Annotated in this window: 17 protein-coding genes; 13 read left to right on the forward strand and 4 right to left on the reverse strand. The window is 71.7% G+C overall.

The genetic code is table 11. From position 1 onward, the window contains the following. Positions 1–25 precede the first annotated feature (25 nt). From ACIBTU_RS37010 to ACIBTU_RS37030, 5 genes are all read left to right on the forward strand, one after another. Positions 26–787 carry a hypothetical protein gene (locus ACIBTU_RS37010; RefSeq protein WP_399131122.1) on the forward strand — a complete coding sequence of 254 codons (762 nt, stop codon included), beginning with the start codon at positions 26–28 and terminating at the stop codon, positions 785–787. After that, the gene (locus ACIBTU_RS37015; RefSeq protein ID WP_399131123.1) at positions 784–2055 is read left to right on the forward strand and encodes an ATP-binding protein; all 1272 of its coding nucleotides are present in this window, start codon (positions 784–786) and stop codon (positions 2053–2055) included. The genes ACIBTU_RS37010 and ACIBTU_RS37015 overlap by 4 nt, the downstream gene beginning before the upstream one ends. Before the next feature lie 135 nt (positions 2056–2190). After that, on the forward strand, positions 2191–2601 hold the full coding sequence (locus ACIBTU_RS37020; RefSeq protein WP_399131170.1) for an SH3 domain-containing protein: 411 nt from the start codon (positions 2191–2193) through the stop codon (positions 2599–2601). 40 nt (positions 2602–2641) lie between these two features. Then, positions 2642–4024, forward strand: coding sequence for an FtsW/RodA/SpoVE family cell cycle protein (locus ACIBTU_RS37025; protein ID WP_399131124.1), 1383 nt, complete (start codon positions 2642–2644; stop codon positions 4022–4024). Next, entirely contained in the window at positions 4021–5493 is a 1473-nt protein-coding gene (locus ACIBTU_RS37030) for a penicillin-binding transpeptidase domain-containing protein (RefSeq protein WP_399131125.1), read from the forward strand. Before ACIBTU_RS37025 ends, ACIBTU_RS37030 begins: the two co-directional genes overlap by 4 nt. Before the next feature lie 24 nt (positions 5494–5517). On the opposite strand, the gene ACIBTU_RS37035 is transcribed toward ACIBTU_RS37030, so the two are convergent. Continuing rightward, positions 5518–6357 (reverse strand): hypothetical protein, encoded by an 840-nt coding sequence (locus ACIBTU_RS37035; RefSeq protein WP_399131126.1) that lies wholly within the window; start codon positions 6355–6357, stop codon positions 5518–5520. A 63-nt stretch (positions 6358–6420) separates the two neighbouring features. Continuing rightward, positions 6421–7524, reverse strand: a complete 1104-nt coding sequence (locus tag ACIBTU_RS37040) for a ferritin-like domain-containing protein (RefSeq protein WP_399131127.1) — start codon at positions 7522–7524, stop codon at positions 6421–6423. Between the two features lie 119 nt (positions 7525–7643). Here ACIBTU_RS37040 and ACIBTU_RS37045 point away from each other — a divergent pair, with 119 nt between their 5' ends. Next, a complete protein-coding gene (locus ACIBTU_RS37045; RefSeq protein ID WP_399131128.1) occupies positions 7644–8588 on the forward strand; it encodes a diiron oxygenase in 945 nt (314 codons plus the stop codon). A gap of 35 nt (positions 8589–8623) precedes the next feature. Beyond that, positions 8624–9349 (forward strand): TetR/AcrR family transcriptional regulator, encoded by a 726-nt coding sequence (locus tag ACIBTU_RS37050; protein ID WP_399131129.1) that lies wholly within the window; start codon positions 8624–8626, stop codon positions 9347–9349. Between the two features lie 79 nt (positions 9350–9428). On the opposite strand, the gene ACIBTU_RS37055 is transcribed toward ACIBTU_RS37050, so the two are convergent. Beyond that, positions 9429–9842, reverse strand: coding sequence for a hypothetical protein (locus ACIBTU_RS37055; RefSeq protein ID WP_399131130.1), 414 nt, complete (start codon positions 9840–9842; stop codon positions 9429–9431). 57 nt (positions 9843–9899) lie between these two features. Between ACIBTU_RS37055 and ACIBTU_RS37060 the strand changes: the two genes are divergently transcribed. The 6 genes from ACIBTU_RS37060 to ACIBTU_RS37085 all read left to right on the forward strand — a co-directional run bounded on the left by ACIBTU_RS37060 (position 9900) and on the right by ACIBTU_RS37085 (position 13055). Then, on the forward strand, positions 9900–10157 hold the full coding sequence (locus ACIBTU_RS37060) for a hypothetical protein (RefSeq protein ID WP_399131132.1): 258 nt from the start codon (positions 9900–9902) through the stop codon (positions 10155–10157). After that, the gene (locus ACIBTU_RS37065) at positions 10154–10558 is read left to right on the forward strand and encodes an SMI1/KNR4 family protein (protein WP_399131133.1); all 405 of its coding nucleotides are present in this window, start codon (positions 10154–10156) and stop codon (positions 10556–10558) included. The genes ACIBTU_RS37060 and ACIBTU_RS37065 overlap by 4 nt, the downstream gene beginning before the upstream one ends. A 41-nt stretch (positions 10559–10599) precedes the next feature. Next, positions 10600–11115 (forward strand): Imm50 family immunity protein, encoded by a 516-nt coding sequence (locus tag ACIBTU_RS37070; protein WP_399131135.1) that lies wholly within the window; start codon positions 10600–10602, stop codon positions 11113–11115. Continuing rightward, positions 11102–11446, forward strand: a complete 345-nt coding sequence (locus ACIBTU_RS37075; protein WP_399131136.1) for a hypothetical protein — start codon at positions 11102–11104, stop codon at positions 11444–11446. The genes ACIBTU_RS37070 and ACIBTU_RS37075 overlap by 14 nt, the downstream gene beginning before the upstream one ends. A 111-nt stretch (positions 11447–11557) precedes the next feature. After that, positions 11558–11770: a hypothetical protein gene (locus ACIBTU_RS37080; protein WP_399131137.1), complete on the forward strand. Its 213-nt coding sequence runs from the start codon at positions 11558–11560 to the stop codon at positions 11768–11770. Positions 11771–11906: 136 nt separating this feature from the next. After that, positions 11907–13055 (forward strand): NlpC/P60 family protein, encoded by a 1149-nt coding sequence (locus tag ACIBTU_RS37085; RefSeq protein WP_399131138.1) that lies wholly within the window; start codon positions 11907–11909, stop codon positions 13053–13055. Between the two features lie 9 nt (positions 13056–13064). On the opposite strand, the gene ACIBTU_RS37090 is transcribed toward ACIBTU_RS37085, so the two are convergent. Then, positions 13065–14318, reverse strand: coding sequence for a styrene monooxygenase/indole monooxygenase family protein (locus ACIBTU_RS37090; RefSeq protein ID WP_399131139.1), 1254 nt, complete (start codon positions 14316–14318; stop codon positions 13065–13067). Positions 14319–14337: the final 19 nt, after the last annotated feature.

Below are 14337 nucleotides of genomic sequence, written 5' to 3' on the forward strand. Positions count from 1 at the left end.
TCGTGAGGACACAGGCAGGAGTGCAGTGACGTCCAGGCGCCTCGGCAGCGCTGCCCGCACCGTGCCCGGGGCCGTGCTGTTCCTGATCGGCGCGGCCGCCCTGACCGGCTGCGGGAGCGCGGGCGGTCTGGAGAGCGCGGGGCCGACCCCGACGGCGGTGGGCCCGCGGACCCTGTGGCCGAAGCTGCCGCCCGCGACCCGCCCCGCCGACGACTACGGCGCGGGCGAGACCGCCGTCGTCAAGGGGATCGACGTGCCCGGTGGCGACCTGCGGAAGGTGGACCCGCTGGCGGTCGTGCGCGCCCGCATGCACGCGGACCGCAAGGACTACGCCGACGTCGTAGACCGGCTCGACGCGTGCGCGACCGCCGGGCCCCACGGATCCGGCACGTCCGGCACGACCGGCACGACCGACTGCCCGGTGCTCAGGGCGTACTACCCGGACCTGACGGGCGACGGGAAGCCGGATCTGCTGGTCGCGGTGCGCGCCCCGAAGCGCCAGCTCTACACGCAGGTCTACGTGTACCGCGAGGGCCGGCTGACGCAGATCATGGACGACAAGGACGCGGTCATCAACGTGCAGCTGGCCGGCCGCATCCTCGTGGTCCGGGCCGCCGCCGACCTGCCGGGGTACGAGTACCGCACCTCCTGGTCGTACGACAGCCATCAGAAGGCGATGCTGCCGACCCGGGACGAGATCATCCGCACCGGCCCGCCCGGCACGCCGACGGCCACGCCCTCGGGGACGCCCTCCGCCGCCCCGTCTCCGTACCCGAGCCGCTCATGAGGCGCCGCCGGCTGCGGCCGCCCGCCTGGACCGCCTCGCTGACCTGGAAGGCGGCGGCGTTCATCACCGTGATGTGCTGCGCGCTGGCCGCGCTGCTCGGCGTCCTCGTGCATGTCTCCGTGACGGACCAGACGGTGAGCCAGGCCCGTGACCGCGCCCTGTCGCTCCTGGACGACGCGGCGCGGCGCTACGAGTCGGGCGGCCGGCTGCCGCCCGGCGCGGGCGTGGACCCGGCGGAGCTGCCGGACGCGCTGCACGATCTCGCCGCGCGGGGTGAGCGCGGCACGATGATCGGCGACCACGACGCGGCGCCGACGATGTGGGCGGCTGGGCCGGCCTCCGGCGGGCGGGCCCTGGCGGTGCGGATCGACTACGCGCAGGGCGCCCGCACCATCGACGGCCTCGACAACGCGATCCTGGGTTCCTCGGTGCTGGCGATCGGCGCGACGCTGCTCGTCGGCGCGTTCGCGGTGACCCGCGTGACGAGGCGGCTGCACACGACGGCCCGGGTCGCCCGCAAGATCAGCGCCGGGGACCTGGACGCGCGGGTCGGCGATCCGCGTACGAAGGACCCCGCACGGCATCAGGACGAGGTGACCGCCGTCGCGGTCGCGCTCGACAGTATGGCCGCGTCGCTCCAGGGCCGGATCCTCACCGAGCAGCGGTTCACGGCGGACGTGGCGCACGAGCTGCGGACGCCGCTGACCGGGCTGCACGCGGCGGCGGAGCTGCTGCCGCCGGGCCGCCCGACCGAGCTGGTGCGCGACCGGGTGGCGGCGCTGCGCACGCTCACCGAGGACCTGTTGGAGATCTCCCGGCTTGACGCGCGCAGCGAGCGCGTGGACCTGGACGAGACCTGGCTGGAGCCGGTGGTCGAGCGGGTGGTGCGCTTCGCGGGCGCCGAGACGGCGGTGACCGTCGTCGGTGACGTGTGCGTGGTGACGGACCGGCGCCGGCTCGAGCGCGTGCTCGGCAACCTGGTGGCCAACGCGCACCGGCACGGCGGCCCGCCGGTCGAGCTGACGGTGGACGGGCCGGTCATCACGGTCCGGGACCACGGGGCGGGCTATCCGGACTATCTGCTGGAGCACGGCCCGCAGCGGTTCCGCACCGAGGGCGGGGCGCGCGGCCACGGTCTCGGCCTGACGATCGCCCTCGGCCAGGCCGAAGTCCTGGGCGCCCGCCTGCGGTTCACGAACGCGCGGGACGGCGGGGCGGTGGCGACGCTGACCCTCCCGTACGAGGAGCCGGCCGTACGGCCCGGATAGGAACTCGGCCGTACGGGTGCTCACCCCGGCGGCGGCGGTCGCCGTGCGCGCGGGAGGCGGTGCGGCTTGGCTGGGCGGTGGGGAGCTTTCCGGCTCCGCTTCACGACCGTCCCAGGAGGAGACCTCATGGCTCGCATGTCCGTACGGACCGTCAGCACCCGCATCGGCATAGCCGTCGCCGCCGTCGCGACGCTCGCCGCGACCGCGTCGCCCGCCCTGGCGGACGGCGACTGGGGCAGTGGCGGTGGCGGTAGCAATAGCGGTAGCGGTAGCGGCGAATGGGGCGGTGGCGGCGGTGGCCACCACGCGCCCGTCTACAAGGGCCGGGTCACGGCCAGGTCCGGGCTCCTGCTGCGCGACGCCCCCACCCGGGGCTCCCGCGTGGTCCGCGTGGAGCCGTACAACGCGATCGTCCCCATCTTCTGCAAGACGGGCGGCGACAACGTCGAGGGCAACCACCTCTGGTACCTGCTGACCGACGGCACGTGGGCCTGGGGCTCGGCGAAGTACATCGACAACATCGGGCGGGCGCCCCGCTGGTGCTGACATAACCGGATATCCGGCACTTGCTTGCTACGTTCCCGGTATGACCGCACCCACGGGTACACCGGGCTCACCGGGAACGAAGGCTCCCCCCTCGGTGCCCGCCGTGCGCGTCCCCGGACGCCGGGGCACCGAACTCGCCCTGCTGGTCCTGGCGGTGCTGCTCAGCGTCTACGGCTACTGCGCCGTGGGCCTCGCCAGGAGCGACGCGGTCCCGCCCGGCGCCGCCGGTTACGGCGCCGGGCTCGGCGTGCTCGCACTCCTCGCGCACATCGCGGTCCGGCTGCGCGCCCCGTACGCCGATCCGCTGCTGCTGCCGATCGGGGTGCTCCTCAACGGGCTGGGTCTGGTGCTGATCTACCGCCTCGACCTGGAGACCCCGCGCGACGAGGCCGCCCCCACCCAGCTGGTGTGGTCGACGATCGGCGTCGCCCTCTTCATCGTCTTCGTGATGCTGCTGCGCGACCACCGGGTGCTCCAGCGGTACGCGTACCTGTCGGTGGCGGCGGCGCTCGCCCTGATGATCCTGCCGGGCTTCTTCCCCGCGGTGAACGGCGCCCGCATCTGGATCCGGATCGGTGAATTCTCCATCCAGCCGGGCGAGTTCGCGAAGGTGCTCCTCGCGATCTTCTTCGCCAGTTACCTCGCGGCGAACGGCCACGCGCTCACCCACACCGGCCGCCGGATCTGGAAGCTCCAGCTCCCCACGATGCGGGTGTTCGCGCCGATCCTCGCGATCTGGCTGCTCAGCGTCGGCGTCCTGATCCTGGAGACGGACCTCGGTACCTCGCTGCTCTTCTTCGGCCTGTTCATCGTGATGCTCTACGTGGCGACGGGCCGGGCGAGCTGGATCGCGATCGGACTGCTCCTCGCCGCGGCGGGCGCCTTCGTCGTCGCCTCCTTCGAGCCGCATGTGCACGGCCGCGTCGAGATCTGGCTGCATCCGTTCGCCTCGATCGCGGCGGGCGACGGGCCGGGGCAGCTCGCGCAGTCGCTGTTCGCGTTCGCCGCGGGCGGGATGCTCGGCACCGGACTCGGGCTCGGGCACTCGATCCTGATCGGCTTCGCCGCGAAGTCCGACTTCATCCTGGCGACGGCCGGCGAGGAACTGGGTCTGGTCGGGCTGACGGCGATCTACCTGCTCTACGCGCTGCTCGTGGAGCGGGGCCTGCGGGCCGGACTCGAACTGCGCGAGCCGTTCGGCCGGCTGCTCGCGACGGGGCTCGCCTCGATCGTGGCGCTGCAGGTCTTCGTGATCGCGGGCGGGGTGACGGGCCTGATCCCGCTGACCGGTATGGCGATGCCGTTCCTCGCGCAGGGCGGTTCGTCCGTCGTCACGAACTGGGTCATCGTCGCGATCCTCGTGCGGATCAGCGACTCGGCCCGCAGAGCGCTGCCCGCCGTCGGGCCGGGGGCCGGGCGGTGACCCGGTACATCCGCCGCGCCGCGGTCTTCTGCCTGATCCTGCTGGTGGCGCTGCTGGTCAACTCCACCCGCGTCCAGGTCTTCCAGTCCGGCTCCCTCGACGCGAACCCGGCCAACCGACGCGGCAGCATCGCGCAGTACGGGCAGCCGCGCGGCGACATCCTCGTGCAGGGCCATCCGGTCACCGGCGCCAGGGACAGCAAGCAGGCGCTGCGGTACGAGCGCACGTACAAGGACGGGCCGCTGTACTCCCCCGTCACCGGGTACGCCTCGCAGACGTACGGCTCCTCGTTCCTGGAAGGCTCGGAGGACGGCCTCCTGTCGGGTACGGATCCGCTGCTCTCCCCGTTCCCCTTCTGGCCGGAGCTGTCGCGGTCCCGGGAGCCGGGCGGGGACGTGGCGACGACGCTGAACGCGGGGGCGCAGGAGGCGGCGTACGCGGGGCTCGGCGGGAAGAAGGGGGCGGTCGCGGCCATCGAACCGGCGACGGGGCGGATCCTCGCGCTGGTCACGGCGCCCTCGTACGACCCCGGTGACTTCGCGGGCACGGGGACGGCGGCGGAGCGGGCGTGGCGGCGGCTGAACGCGGATCCGGAGCGGCCGATGCTCAACCGGGCGATCCGGGAGACGTATCCGCCCGGTTCGACGTTCAAGGTCGTCACGGCGGCGGCGGCGCTGGAGCACGAGGTGGTGGACGGGATCGGCACACCGACCCGGACGCCGGTGCCGTACACACTGCCCGGGACCAGGACCCGGCTCGGCAACGAGTCGGCTTCCGCCGCCTGCGAGGACGCGACGCTCGAGGACGCGCTGCGCATCTCGTGCAACACGGTGTTCGCGAGGCTGGGGGTCGCCGTGGGCCTGGACGACATGGTGGAGACGGCGCGGGCCTTCGGCTTCAACGACCCCGGCGTGCACGTCCCGATGATCGTGTCCCGCTCCAACTTCGACACCGACATGAACCAGTCGCAGCTGGCGCTGTCCTCGATCGGGCAGTTCAACACGCGGGCGACGCCGTTGCAGATGGCGATGGTGGCGGCGGCGGTCGCGAACGGGGGGACGGTGATGGCGCCGCATCTCGTCGACCGTACGACGACGGGCGGCGGCACCGCGATCTCCACCACGGGCAGCCGTACGTACCGCCAGGCCATGTCGCCCTACACGGCGTCGCAGCTCCAGAAGATGATGGTCGACGTCGTCGAGGACGGCACGGGTACGAACGCGCGGATCCCCGGGGCGACGGTGGGCGGCAAGACGGGCACGGCCCAGAACGGCGTCAACAACGAGGGCACGCCGTACGCCTGGTTCATCTCCTACGCCCAGTCGGCCCGGGCCGCGCAGCCGGAGGTCGCGGTGGCGGTGGTGGTGGAGGACGCGGAGGCGAACCGGGCGGACGTGAGCGGCGGCGGGAACGCGGCGCCCATCGCCCGCGCGGTCATGGAAGCGGTGCTCCGCTCGGCGGGGGGTTGAGGGTCCCGGGGTCGTCCCGGCAGGTCAGAGGCGCTGACGGAGCTCGGTGCGGACCTTCGCGGCGGTCGCCGCCGCAGCGGCCAGGTCCACGTCCTCGGGGTCCTTCGACATCGACTCCGTGTCGACCTCGCCGATGGACGCGCCGGTGTTGCCGTCCACCCACCCGCACATCGGCATGGTCAGCTGTCCCGCCCCACTGGACTGGGTGAGCACCTCGCAGGTGATGGTGACGTCGCTGCCGGCGGGGTGGAAGTCACGGGGTTCGACGGCGACCTCGGCGTTCTCCGCCTCGCCGCCGCCCTTCATCATGTTGTCCCGCGCCTGGTCGGTGTTCTTGAACCGCCCGTACATGCCGGACACGACGAGCACGCCCTTGGACGCGTCGCCGCCGAGCGTGTACTGCCCGACGACGGCCTTGGTGTCGCGCGCGTCCCAGGAGTCGTCGGCCTCCTTCTCCAGCGCCTGGCCCTTCTCCTCGGACATGTCCTGCGCGAGCTCGTACTTCCCGTCGAGCACGGTCTGCGGGAGCGTCAGCTTGTACTCGGCCTCGGGGAAGCCGCCCCCGACCCGGGAACCGATGTACGCGAGCGTGCCGATGCCGACGATCCCGAGGGCCACGACTCCGGCGACGATGCCGAGGATCAGGCCCGTGCGCTTCTTCGGGGGCGGCGGGGCGCCGAAGGGGGCGGGGTAGGGGGTTCCCGGCTGCTGCGGGAACCCCGGGTACGCCTGCGGCTGACCGTACGGCTGCTGACCGTAGGGCTGCTGACCGTACGGCGGTTGCTGCCCGTACGGCGGTTGCGGCTGCGGCGGCGGGCCGTACGGGTTCGGCTGCTGGGGCTGGGGCGGAGGTGGCGTGGACACGATCGAGACGCTACTGCATGCCACCGACACCCCGTGCCGCCCGACCAGCCCTTCGACCGGTCCTCAGCTCTCGCCGGCCCGGATCGCCGCCTCGACCTCCTCCACGCGCCCCCGCTCCTCCTCCGCGAACCGCTCCGCGTCCAGCTTCTCCGCGACCTCCTCGTCCTGGGCCATGAGCTGGTCCAGGTTCGAGTCGCCGAGTTCGAAGACGCCGAGGTCCACGTAGGCCTCCTGGAGCCGCTTGCCCCACAGGCCGATGTCCTTCACGCAGGGCACGATCCGGGAGAAGAGCAACTGCCGGAACAGGGCCAGGAACTCGGACTGCTCGGTGTACTCCTCGGCCTGCGCCCGGGGGATGCCGAAGTCCTCCAGGACCTCGACGCCGCGCAGCCGGTCGCGCATCAGGTAGCAGCCCTCGATGACGAAGTCCTCGCGTTCGCGCAGTTCGGCGTCGGTCAGCTGCTGGTAGTAGTCACGGAGCGCCATCCGCCCGAACGCGACATGACGGGCCTCGTCCTGCATCACGTAGGCGAGGATCTGCTTCGGGAGCGGCTTGTCCGTGGTGTCGCGGATCATGCCGAACGCGGCGAGCGCGAGGCCCTCGATGAGCACCTGCATGCCCAGGTAGGGCATGTCCCAGCGGGAGTCGCGCAGGGTGTCGCCGAGCAGTGCCTGGAGGTTGTCGTCGATCGGGTAGAGCATCCCGATCTTCTCGTGGAGGAAGCGCCCGTAGATCTCCGCGTGCCGCGCCTCGTCCATGGTCTGGGTCGCGGAGTAGAACTTGGCGTCGAGGTCGGGCACGGACTCGACGATGCGCGCCGCGCACACCATCGCGCCCTGCTCCCCGTGCAGGAACTGGCTGAACTGCCAGGACGCGTAGTGCTTGCGCAGCTCCCCCCGGTCCCGCTCGGTCATCTTCGCCCAGTGGGGCGTGCCGTACAGGGACATCGCCTCGTCCGGGGTGCCGAGGGGGTCGCAGGGGTCGACCTCCAGGTCCCAGTCGATGCGTTTGGCGCCGTCCCACTGCTTGTCCTTGCCCTTCTGGTACAAGGCGAGCAGCCGGTCGCGTCCGTCGTCGTATTCCCAGCTGAAGCGGGCCGAACTGGCCGACGGTACTTGCCAGTTGAGGTCGCTCGGGGCCCTGGTGTAGAGCTCGTGCGTCGACATACCGGCAGGTTCACACGCTGTTGGACGCGGGGTCAACAAGTCGTGCGCAAACCATTGACGGCCTTGCTGACAAGGCATCTCATAAGAGTGAACTCGCCCCCAGGGATGCGGAGTCAGGGATGACGACCACGACACCGGCCGACGACGCGGCGCTGGAAGGGCTGCGGGACGCGCTCGGCCTGCTCAGGAGCCGTGAGCGGGTGGCCGAGCGGCTGCTGGAGTCCTCCGCGAAGCACTCCTTCGATCCGGACGTGGAGCTGGACTGGGACGCGCCCTTCGAGGAGGGCAAGTGGTTCTGGCCGCCGGAGCTCGTGTCGCTGTACGGCACCCCCCTGTGGAAGCGGATGAGCGAGGAGCAGCGGATCGCGCTGTCCCGGCACGAGGCGGCGGCGCTCGCCTCGCTCGGCATCTGGTTCGAGCTGATCCTCATGCAGCTGCTGGTCCGGCACGTCTACGACAAGGCGGCGACGAGCGCGCACGTGCGGTACGCGCTGACCGAGATCGAGGACGAGTGCCGGCACTCGAAGATGTTCGCCCGGCTCATCACGCGCGGCGGCACCCCGCACTATCCGGTGGCGCCCGTCCACCACCACCTGGGCCGCCTGTTCAAGACGGTGTCGACGACGCCCGGCTCGTTCACCGCGACGCTGCTCGGCGAGGAGATCCTGGACTGGATGCAGCGCCTGACGTTCCCGGACGAGCGGGTGCAGACCCTGATCCGCGGGGTCACCCGCATCCATGTCGTCGAGGAGGCCCGGCACGTGCGGTACGCGCGTGAGGAGCTGCGGCGCCAGATGGTGACGGCCCCGCGCTGGTCGCGCGAGTTCACCCGGCTCACCTCCGGGGAGTTCGCCCGCGTCTTCTCCATCGCCTTCATCAACCCGGAGGTCTACACGAACGTGGGCCTGGACCGGCGGCGCGCCCTGGCCGAGGTCAAGGCCAGCGGGCACCGCCGCGAGGTCATGCAGACCGGCGCCCGGCGGCTCACCGACTTCCTGGAGGACCTCGGCGTGCTGCGCGGTGTCGGGCGTCAACTGTGGCGCTCCTCCGGGCTGCTGGCCTGAGGACGGACCGGGACATGCCGGTTACTCTTCGCACCATGACCTCGGCAACCGGTACGCCCGCCTACAGACGGCTCAGCGTCGAGGAGCGGCGCGCGCAGCTGCTGGAGGCGGCGCTGTCCCTGTTCGCGCACCGGGCCCCCGAGGAGGTCTCGCTCGACGACGTGGCGGAGGCCGCCGGGGTCTCCCGGCCGCTCGTCTACCGCTACTTCCCGGGCGGCAAGCAGCAGTTGTACGAGGCGGCGCTGCGTACGGCGGCGGACGCGCTCGAGCAGTGTTTCGCCGAGCCGCCCGAGGGCCCGCTCACCACGCGTCTGGCCCGCGCCCTGGACCGCTATCTGGCCTTCGTCGACGAGCACGACATGGGCTTCGCCGCGCTGCTCCAGGGCGGCAGCGTCGTCGAGACGTCCCGGACGACGGCGATCGTGGACGGCGTGCGCCGCGCGGCCGCCGCCCACATCCTGGCCCATCTGTCCGCCACCGGACCGGGCCCGCGTCTGCGCATGACGGTCCGCATGTGGATCACCTCCGTCGAGGCGGCCTCCCTGATCTGGCTGGACGAGGACAAGCAGCCACCCCTGAACGACCTCCGCGACGGCCTCGTCGACCAGTTCCTGGCGATCCTGACCGCGGCGGCGACCCGCGACCCCGAAACCGCGGAAGCCGTACGCCGGGCCCTGACGCTGGAGCCCCCGGACGGGCCGGTCGCGGGGTTGGTGCGGCGGGTGCTGGGCCTGACGGACGAGGGCGCACATTTGCAGTGACCGCTGCGGGCGGCAGAAGACACCTAGATCACGCCTCGCCGACTACGCCGAGATGAGCGGGCCGGCCGATCCGGCGCCATCAGCCGACGCGGCCGGAGAGCCGGCGCAGGGCGTCGGTGAACCGGCGGCGGTGCCCGCCCAGGAAGAACCCGCACCGCCGGAAGCTCCCGCGGCGCAGAACGACGTTCCCGGCGCCGCCGCGCTCGACGACCCGGAAGTGGTGGCCCGGAAGCGGGAGTTCGCCCGTCTCCTGGGCGAGTTCCGGCGTACCGCCGTGCTGGTGCCGCTGAGCGACGAGCCGGGCCCGGAGGAGGAGCGCGGGCTGCTGACCGCGGACTTCAACGGCATCCGTTTCGTCCTGGCCTTCTCCGACGAACAGGCTGGGTGCGAGGCTGCTCGACGTGGCCGTACCGGCCGCCGGTGTGCCGTGCGGGGTGGCGCTCGACTGCGCGGACGGCGTGGACGGGATGGTGTTCCCGCCCGTGCGGGGCATCGTGCCCGACGAACTCACGCAGGGGCGGAGCTGGGTGTCGATCTACGGAGGACCGAAATGACATTCCGTACCCATGAGGAACTCGACGTGACGGTCGTCGGGGCGGCCCCCGTCGGGTCCCGCGTGGACGCACAGGGTTCGCCCGGATTCATCGATCAGGTGAAACACCCGTCGTGGCGCGACCCGAATGTGGCCCCGCCGCAGGTCGGGGACACGCTGCACGTCGTGGTCCTGGACCCCGACCGCGATCCGCCACGCTTCAGCGCCCTCCAAGTCGACATCGACATCGCACGCCGCCTGCGTGACACGCCATGAGTCCGAAGGATCCGGCGCTCCCCGAGGCTCTGAACCGCATCGAGGAGCAACTCGGACAACAACTCCCGTCAGCACTGCGGGAGCTGCTGCTGGAGACGGACGGCATCGAGGACGACTACGGCACCGAGTACGTATGGAGCGCCAAGCGAATCCTCGAGGACAACGCGTCGTTCCGGTCGCAGGCGGATTTCCGTGATCTGTACATGCCGTTCGACGCCCTGATGTTCTTCGGCGACAACGGCGGCGGTGATCAGTTCGCCTTCGTCCGCACCCCCGAGCGGGACGACGTCTTCGTCTGGGACCACGAGACCGACAGCCGCACGTGGGTCGCGCCCTCGCTGGACCGCTATCTCCGCAGCGCCCTGGAGAGCGACGGCGAGGACTGGTACCGGAATGATTGAGACGACCGGACTGATCGCCGCGACAGAAGGGTGACCCGCACGTGCCCAGCCCTCACCTCTCCGTACGCAACAGCGACCTCCTCGCCCCGCTCTACGGCACCGCCCCGCTCCCCCTGGCCTCCCTCCGCCTCCGCTCCGTGCACCTCGACTGGCGCGGGCCCACCCTGACGCTGCGGCTCGATCTGCCCGCGCCTCCCCTGCCTTTGCCGGAGGAGTGGGCGGCCGCCGGGGTCGACAGCGTGCAGGGGCAGTTGCAGTTCCTCGCGGTGGAGGAGCTGGAGATGGACGGGTGGGATCCGCCGGTCCTCGCGTCGTTCGCGCTGACGGAGCTCGGTGGCGGCGAGCACCGGATGCGGGTCGAGGTCTCGGACCGTGAGGGCCGCTCCCTTCTACGGTTCACCAGTCACACTGACGTGCTGGCCGGGCACCTCAGCGGGTTCCGGGCCGGGCCCGGCGGGGCGGACGACGGACCGCATCTCTTCCGCAGTGCCGTCGACGCGAAGCGTCATTCCACCGTCCCCGACCCCAGCGAGAAGACCTTCTATGAACGGCTCTGAGGCCGACGGCTTCCGGGAGCTGATGGATGGCAGCGACCTGTTCTACGTTCACCTCGACGAGCGGGAGCGCTCCGTCACCCTCGGTTTCGCCCGCGAGCGCGGGAGCGAGGGTTTCGAGTTCTTTCTGCGGTTCCCTGAGGCGCGGGACGTACGGGTGCGCGGCTGGGAGCATCCGGGCAGGAAGGCCGTCCGGGTCACGGGTGGCGGCGGAGAGGACGGAGAGGACGGCGTCTGGGTCGTCGTGGCGTCCGAGGGGTCGTTGCTGAGATTCCGGGCGGCGGGCGTCGCCGTGGCCCGTACGCGTACCTTTCCCGTCTGGCCGAGCCGTTGATCCCGGGGCCGAGGTCCACCCGTATCGGCTGTGACGGGAGAGACTGGGGCCGTGAAGAGTGAAGAGATCCCCTTTGTCGGGGGGCCGCTCGATGGGCGGACGCTGGCTGTGATGGTGACCGCTACCGGGAATCCGCCCAAGGTGTACAAGGTGCCGGTCCCCCAGGAGGAGGGCGGGCAGACCGTGCTCGTGTATGTGCGGGAGCCCGTGCCGAGTGGGAAGGCCGTGCAGCTCGTGACGCGGTGGCGGTACGTGTTCGCGCCGGACGGGAAGGCCGGGCGGGAGATCCGGTGGCCGTGGTCCAAGAGGAAGGGCGCCGAGTAAAGGCGGCTCGCCGGGCGGGACCTGTACGGGTGGCGGGGTTGGGCCGGGTCGCTCAGCTCCGCGCGCCGGTCGTACGACGGTCTGCTGGTGTTCACGGTGCGGGGCACAGGGGCTGGCCCGCACCGGAGGTGATGAGGTGTCAGGCAGGCTGGTGCGGTGGGTGTGCACGGCGGCCGTGGCGGGGGCGGTGCTCCAGCCGGCTTCCGCGGGCGCGGCGCCCGGTCCGGACTCCGGGCAGGAGCGGCCGGTGGCCGAGCTGCTGACGGATCTTCAGGGGCTGTACCGGAAGGCCGAGCAGGCCACCGAGGTGTACAACGCCACCGAGGAGAAGCTGAAGGAGCGGAAGAAGGCCGCCGACAAGCTCGGCGAAGAACTGGCCCGGGCCCGGGGGGACCTCAGCCGCAGCCGGGTCGCGGCCGGGCGGATGGCGCGGGAGCAGTACCAGGGCAGCAGTGACATCTCCCCGTACGTGACCCTGCTGCTGGCCCGCGATCCGCAGCACGCCCTCGATCAGGGGCATGTGCTGCGGCGCGCGGCGAAGGAGCAGCAGGCCGCGATCGCCCGGCTGGTGGGGCGGGAGAAGAAGACGGACGGGCTCGCCACCACCGCCCGGGCCGCGCTCGACCGGCAGTTGCAGCTCACGGAGAGGAAGCGGAAGGAGCGGGACGCCGTTCAGGGGCGGCTCAAGGAGGTCGAGGAGCTGCTCGCCTCGCTCAGCACCGATCAACTCGCCGAGCTGGCGCGGCTGGAGAAGAAGGGGACGGCGGACGCGCAGCGGGAGTTCGTGGCGTCCGGGGCGCTGAGCTCGGCTCCGCGCTCGCCCTCGAAGGCCGGTGACGCGGCCCTGTCGTACGCGGTCGAGCAGATCGGGAAGCCGTACGTGTGGGGCGCGGAGGGGCCGGACTCCTTCGACTGCTCGGGGCTCACCTCGCAGGCGTGGGAGCACGCGGGGCGGACCATCCCGCGGACCTCGCAGGAGCAGTGGGCCCAGCTGCGCCGGGTGCCGATCGGGGAGCTGCGGCCCGGGGACCTCGTCGTGTACTTCCCCGAGGCCACGCACGTCGCGATGTACCTCGGCGACGGGATGGTGGTGCAGGCGCCGCGCCCCGGGGCGAAGGTCAAGGTGTCCCCGATCGCGGCGAACCCCGTCCTCGGCGCGGTCCGGCCGGACCCCGGCGCGGACCCGATGCCCGGCTACAAGGCCCCCGCTCTGCCGGAGGGAGCGACGGACGGCGACGACACCGGGTACTCCGACCCGGGCGCGCCGCCGTCCACCACCGAATAGAGAGAGGGGCTACTGCGTCAGCGACGCGAGGTACGCCTCGGTCTTGGCCGGCTCGTAGAAGAAGTTCTCGAAGTCGGCCGGGTCGTTGAACCCGTTGGCGAAGCGGTCCGCGGCGGGCTGGAGCTGGCCGGCGGCGCCGAGCAGGTTCAGCACGTGCTCCGGCGGGGCCTGCAGCATCGCGTTCGTCCACTTGGTGACGTGCTGCGCGGTGTCCCAGTAGCGGTCGAAGGCGGACTGCATCCAGTCCTCGTCGAACGGCTTGTCACCGTGCTCGACGATGGCGGAGAGGTACGCGGCGGCGCACTTGGAGGCCGAGTTGGAGCCCTGGCCGGTGATCGGGTCGTTGGCGACGACCACGTCGGCGACACCGAGGACGGCGCCGCCCGAGGGGAGCCGGCCGATGGGGTTGCGGACGGTCGGCGCGTAGCGGCCGGCGAGCGTGCCGTTGGCGTCGGTCAGCTCGACCTTCGTGGCGCGGGCGTACTCCCACGGCAGGAACTTCTCCATCAGCTCCAGCGTGAGCGCGAGGTGCTCCGAGGGGTCCTTGACACCCTTGAACGCGTCCACGGGGCCGCCGGGGATGCCCTCCCAGAACAGGATGTCGGCGCGGCCCGAGGTGGTGAGGGTCGGCATGACGAACATCTCGCCGACACCGGGCACGATGTTGCAGCGGACCGCGTCGAACTCGGGGTGCTCGGGGCGCGGGCCGAGACCGTGCACGTAGGAGACGGCGAGGGCGCGCTGCGGCTCCGTGTACGGGGAGCGGGAGGCGTCGCGGCCGAACATGGAGACGAGCTCGCCCTTGCCCGCCGAGACCAGCACCAGGTCGTAGGTGCGGGCGAAGTAGTCGAGGTCGGAGACGGCCGCGCCGTGGATGACGAGCTGGCCGCCGCGCTGGGCGAAGGTCTCCATCCAGCCGGCCATCTTCACGCGCTGGTCGACGGACTGCGCGTAGCCGTCGAGCTTGCCGACCCAGTCGATGGCCCGCTGGGTGGGGCCCGGGTCGTGCGAGCCGGGGGCGGCGACGGAGACGCCGAGGCCCTCGATCTTCGGGGCCTGCGACTCCCAGAAGTTGAGCTGCAGGTCACGCTCGTGCTGGAGCGAGGTGTGGAACATGCACTGCGTCGACATGACCCGGCCGGAGCGGATCTCGTCGGCGGTGCGGTTGGACATCAGAGTGACCTCGTACCCGTGGGACTGGAGGCCCAGGGCGAGCTGGAGACCGGACTGGCCGGCTCCGACGACGAGTATCTTCCGCGACATATCGACTGCCTCTAACTTG

This window comes from Streptomyces sp. NPDC050145 (genome assembly GCF_044460245.1).
In the GTDB taxonomy this organism is placed as follows: Bacteria; Actinomycetota; Actinomycetes; order Streptomycetales; family Streptomycetaceae; genus Streptomyces.

What these genes read in the sequence shown, in the direction of transcription:
- ACIBTU_RS37060 (WP_399131132.1), top strand. Translation starts at nt 9,900, where the DNA reads ATGACATTCCGTACCCATGAGGAACTCGACGTGACGGTCGTCGGGGCG.
- ACIBTU_RS37055 (WP_399131130.1), bottom strand. Translation starts at nt 9,842, where the DNA reads ATGCCCCGCACGGGCGGGAACACCATCCCGTCCACGCCGTCCGCGCAG.
- ACIBTU_RS37045 (WP_399131128.1), top strand. Translation starts at nt 7,644, where the DNA reads ATGACGACCACGACACCGGCCGACGACGCGGCGCTGGAAGGGCTGCGG.
- ACIBTU_RS37020 (WP_399131170.1), top strand. Translation starts at nt 2,191, where the DNA reads ATGTCCGTACGGACCGTCAGCACCCGCATCGGCATAGCCGTCGCCGCC.
- ACIBTU_RS37075 (WP_399131136.1), top strand. Translation starts at nt 11,102, where the DNA reads ATGAACGGCTCTGAGGCCGACGGCTTCCGGGAGCTGATGGATGGCAGC.
- ACIBTU_RS37015 (WP_399131123.1), top strand. Translation starts at nt 784, where the DNA reads ATGAGGCGCCGCCGGCTGCGGCCGCCCGCCTGGACCGCCTCGCTGACC.
- ACIBTU_RS37050 (WP_399131129.1), top strand. Translation starts at nt 8,624, where the DNA reads ATGACCTCGGCAACCGGTACGCCCGCCTACAGACGGCTCAGCGTCGAG.
- ACIBTU_RS37040 (WP_399131127.1), bottom strand. Translation starts at nt 7,524, where the DNA reads ATGTCGACGCACGAGCTCTACACCAGGGCCCCGAGCGACCTCAACTGG.
- ACIBTU_RS37090 (WP_399131139.1), bottom strand. Translation starts at nt 14,318, where the DNA reads ATGTCGCGGAAGATACTCGTCGTCGGAGCCGGCCAGTCCGGTCTCCAG.
- ACIBTU_RS37065 (WP_399131133.1), top strand. Translation starts at nt 10,154, where the DNA reads ATGAGTCCGAAGGATCCGGCGCTCCCCGAGGCTCTGAACCGCATCGAG.
- ACIBTU_RS37025 (WP_399131124.1), top strand. Translation starts at nt 2,642, where the DNA reads ATGACCGCACCCACGGGTACACCGGGCTCACCGGGAACGAAGGCTCCC.
- ACIBTU_RS37080 (WP_399131137.1), top strand. Translation starts at nt 11,558, where the DNA reads ATGGTGACCGCTACCGGGAATCCGCCCAAGGTGTACAAGGTGCCGGTC.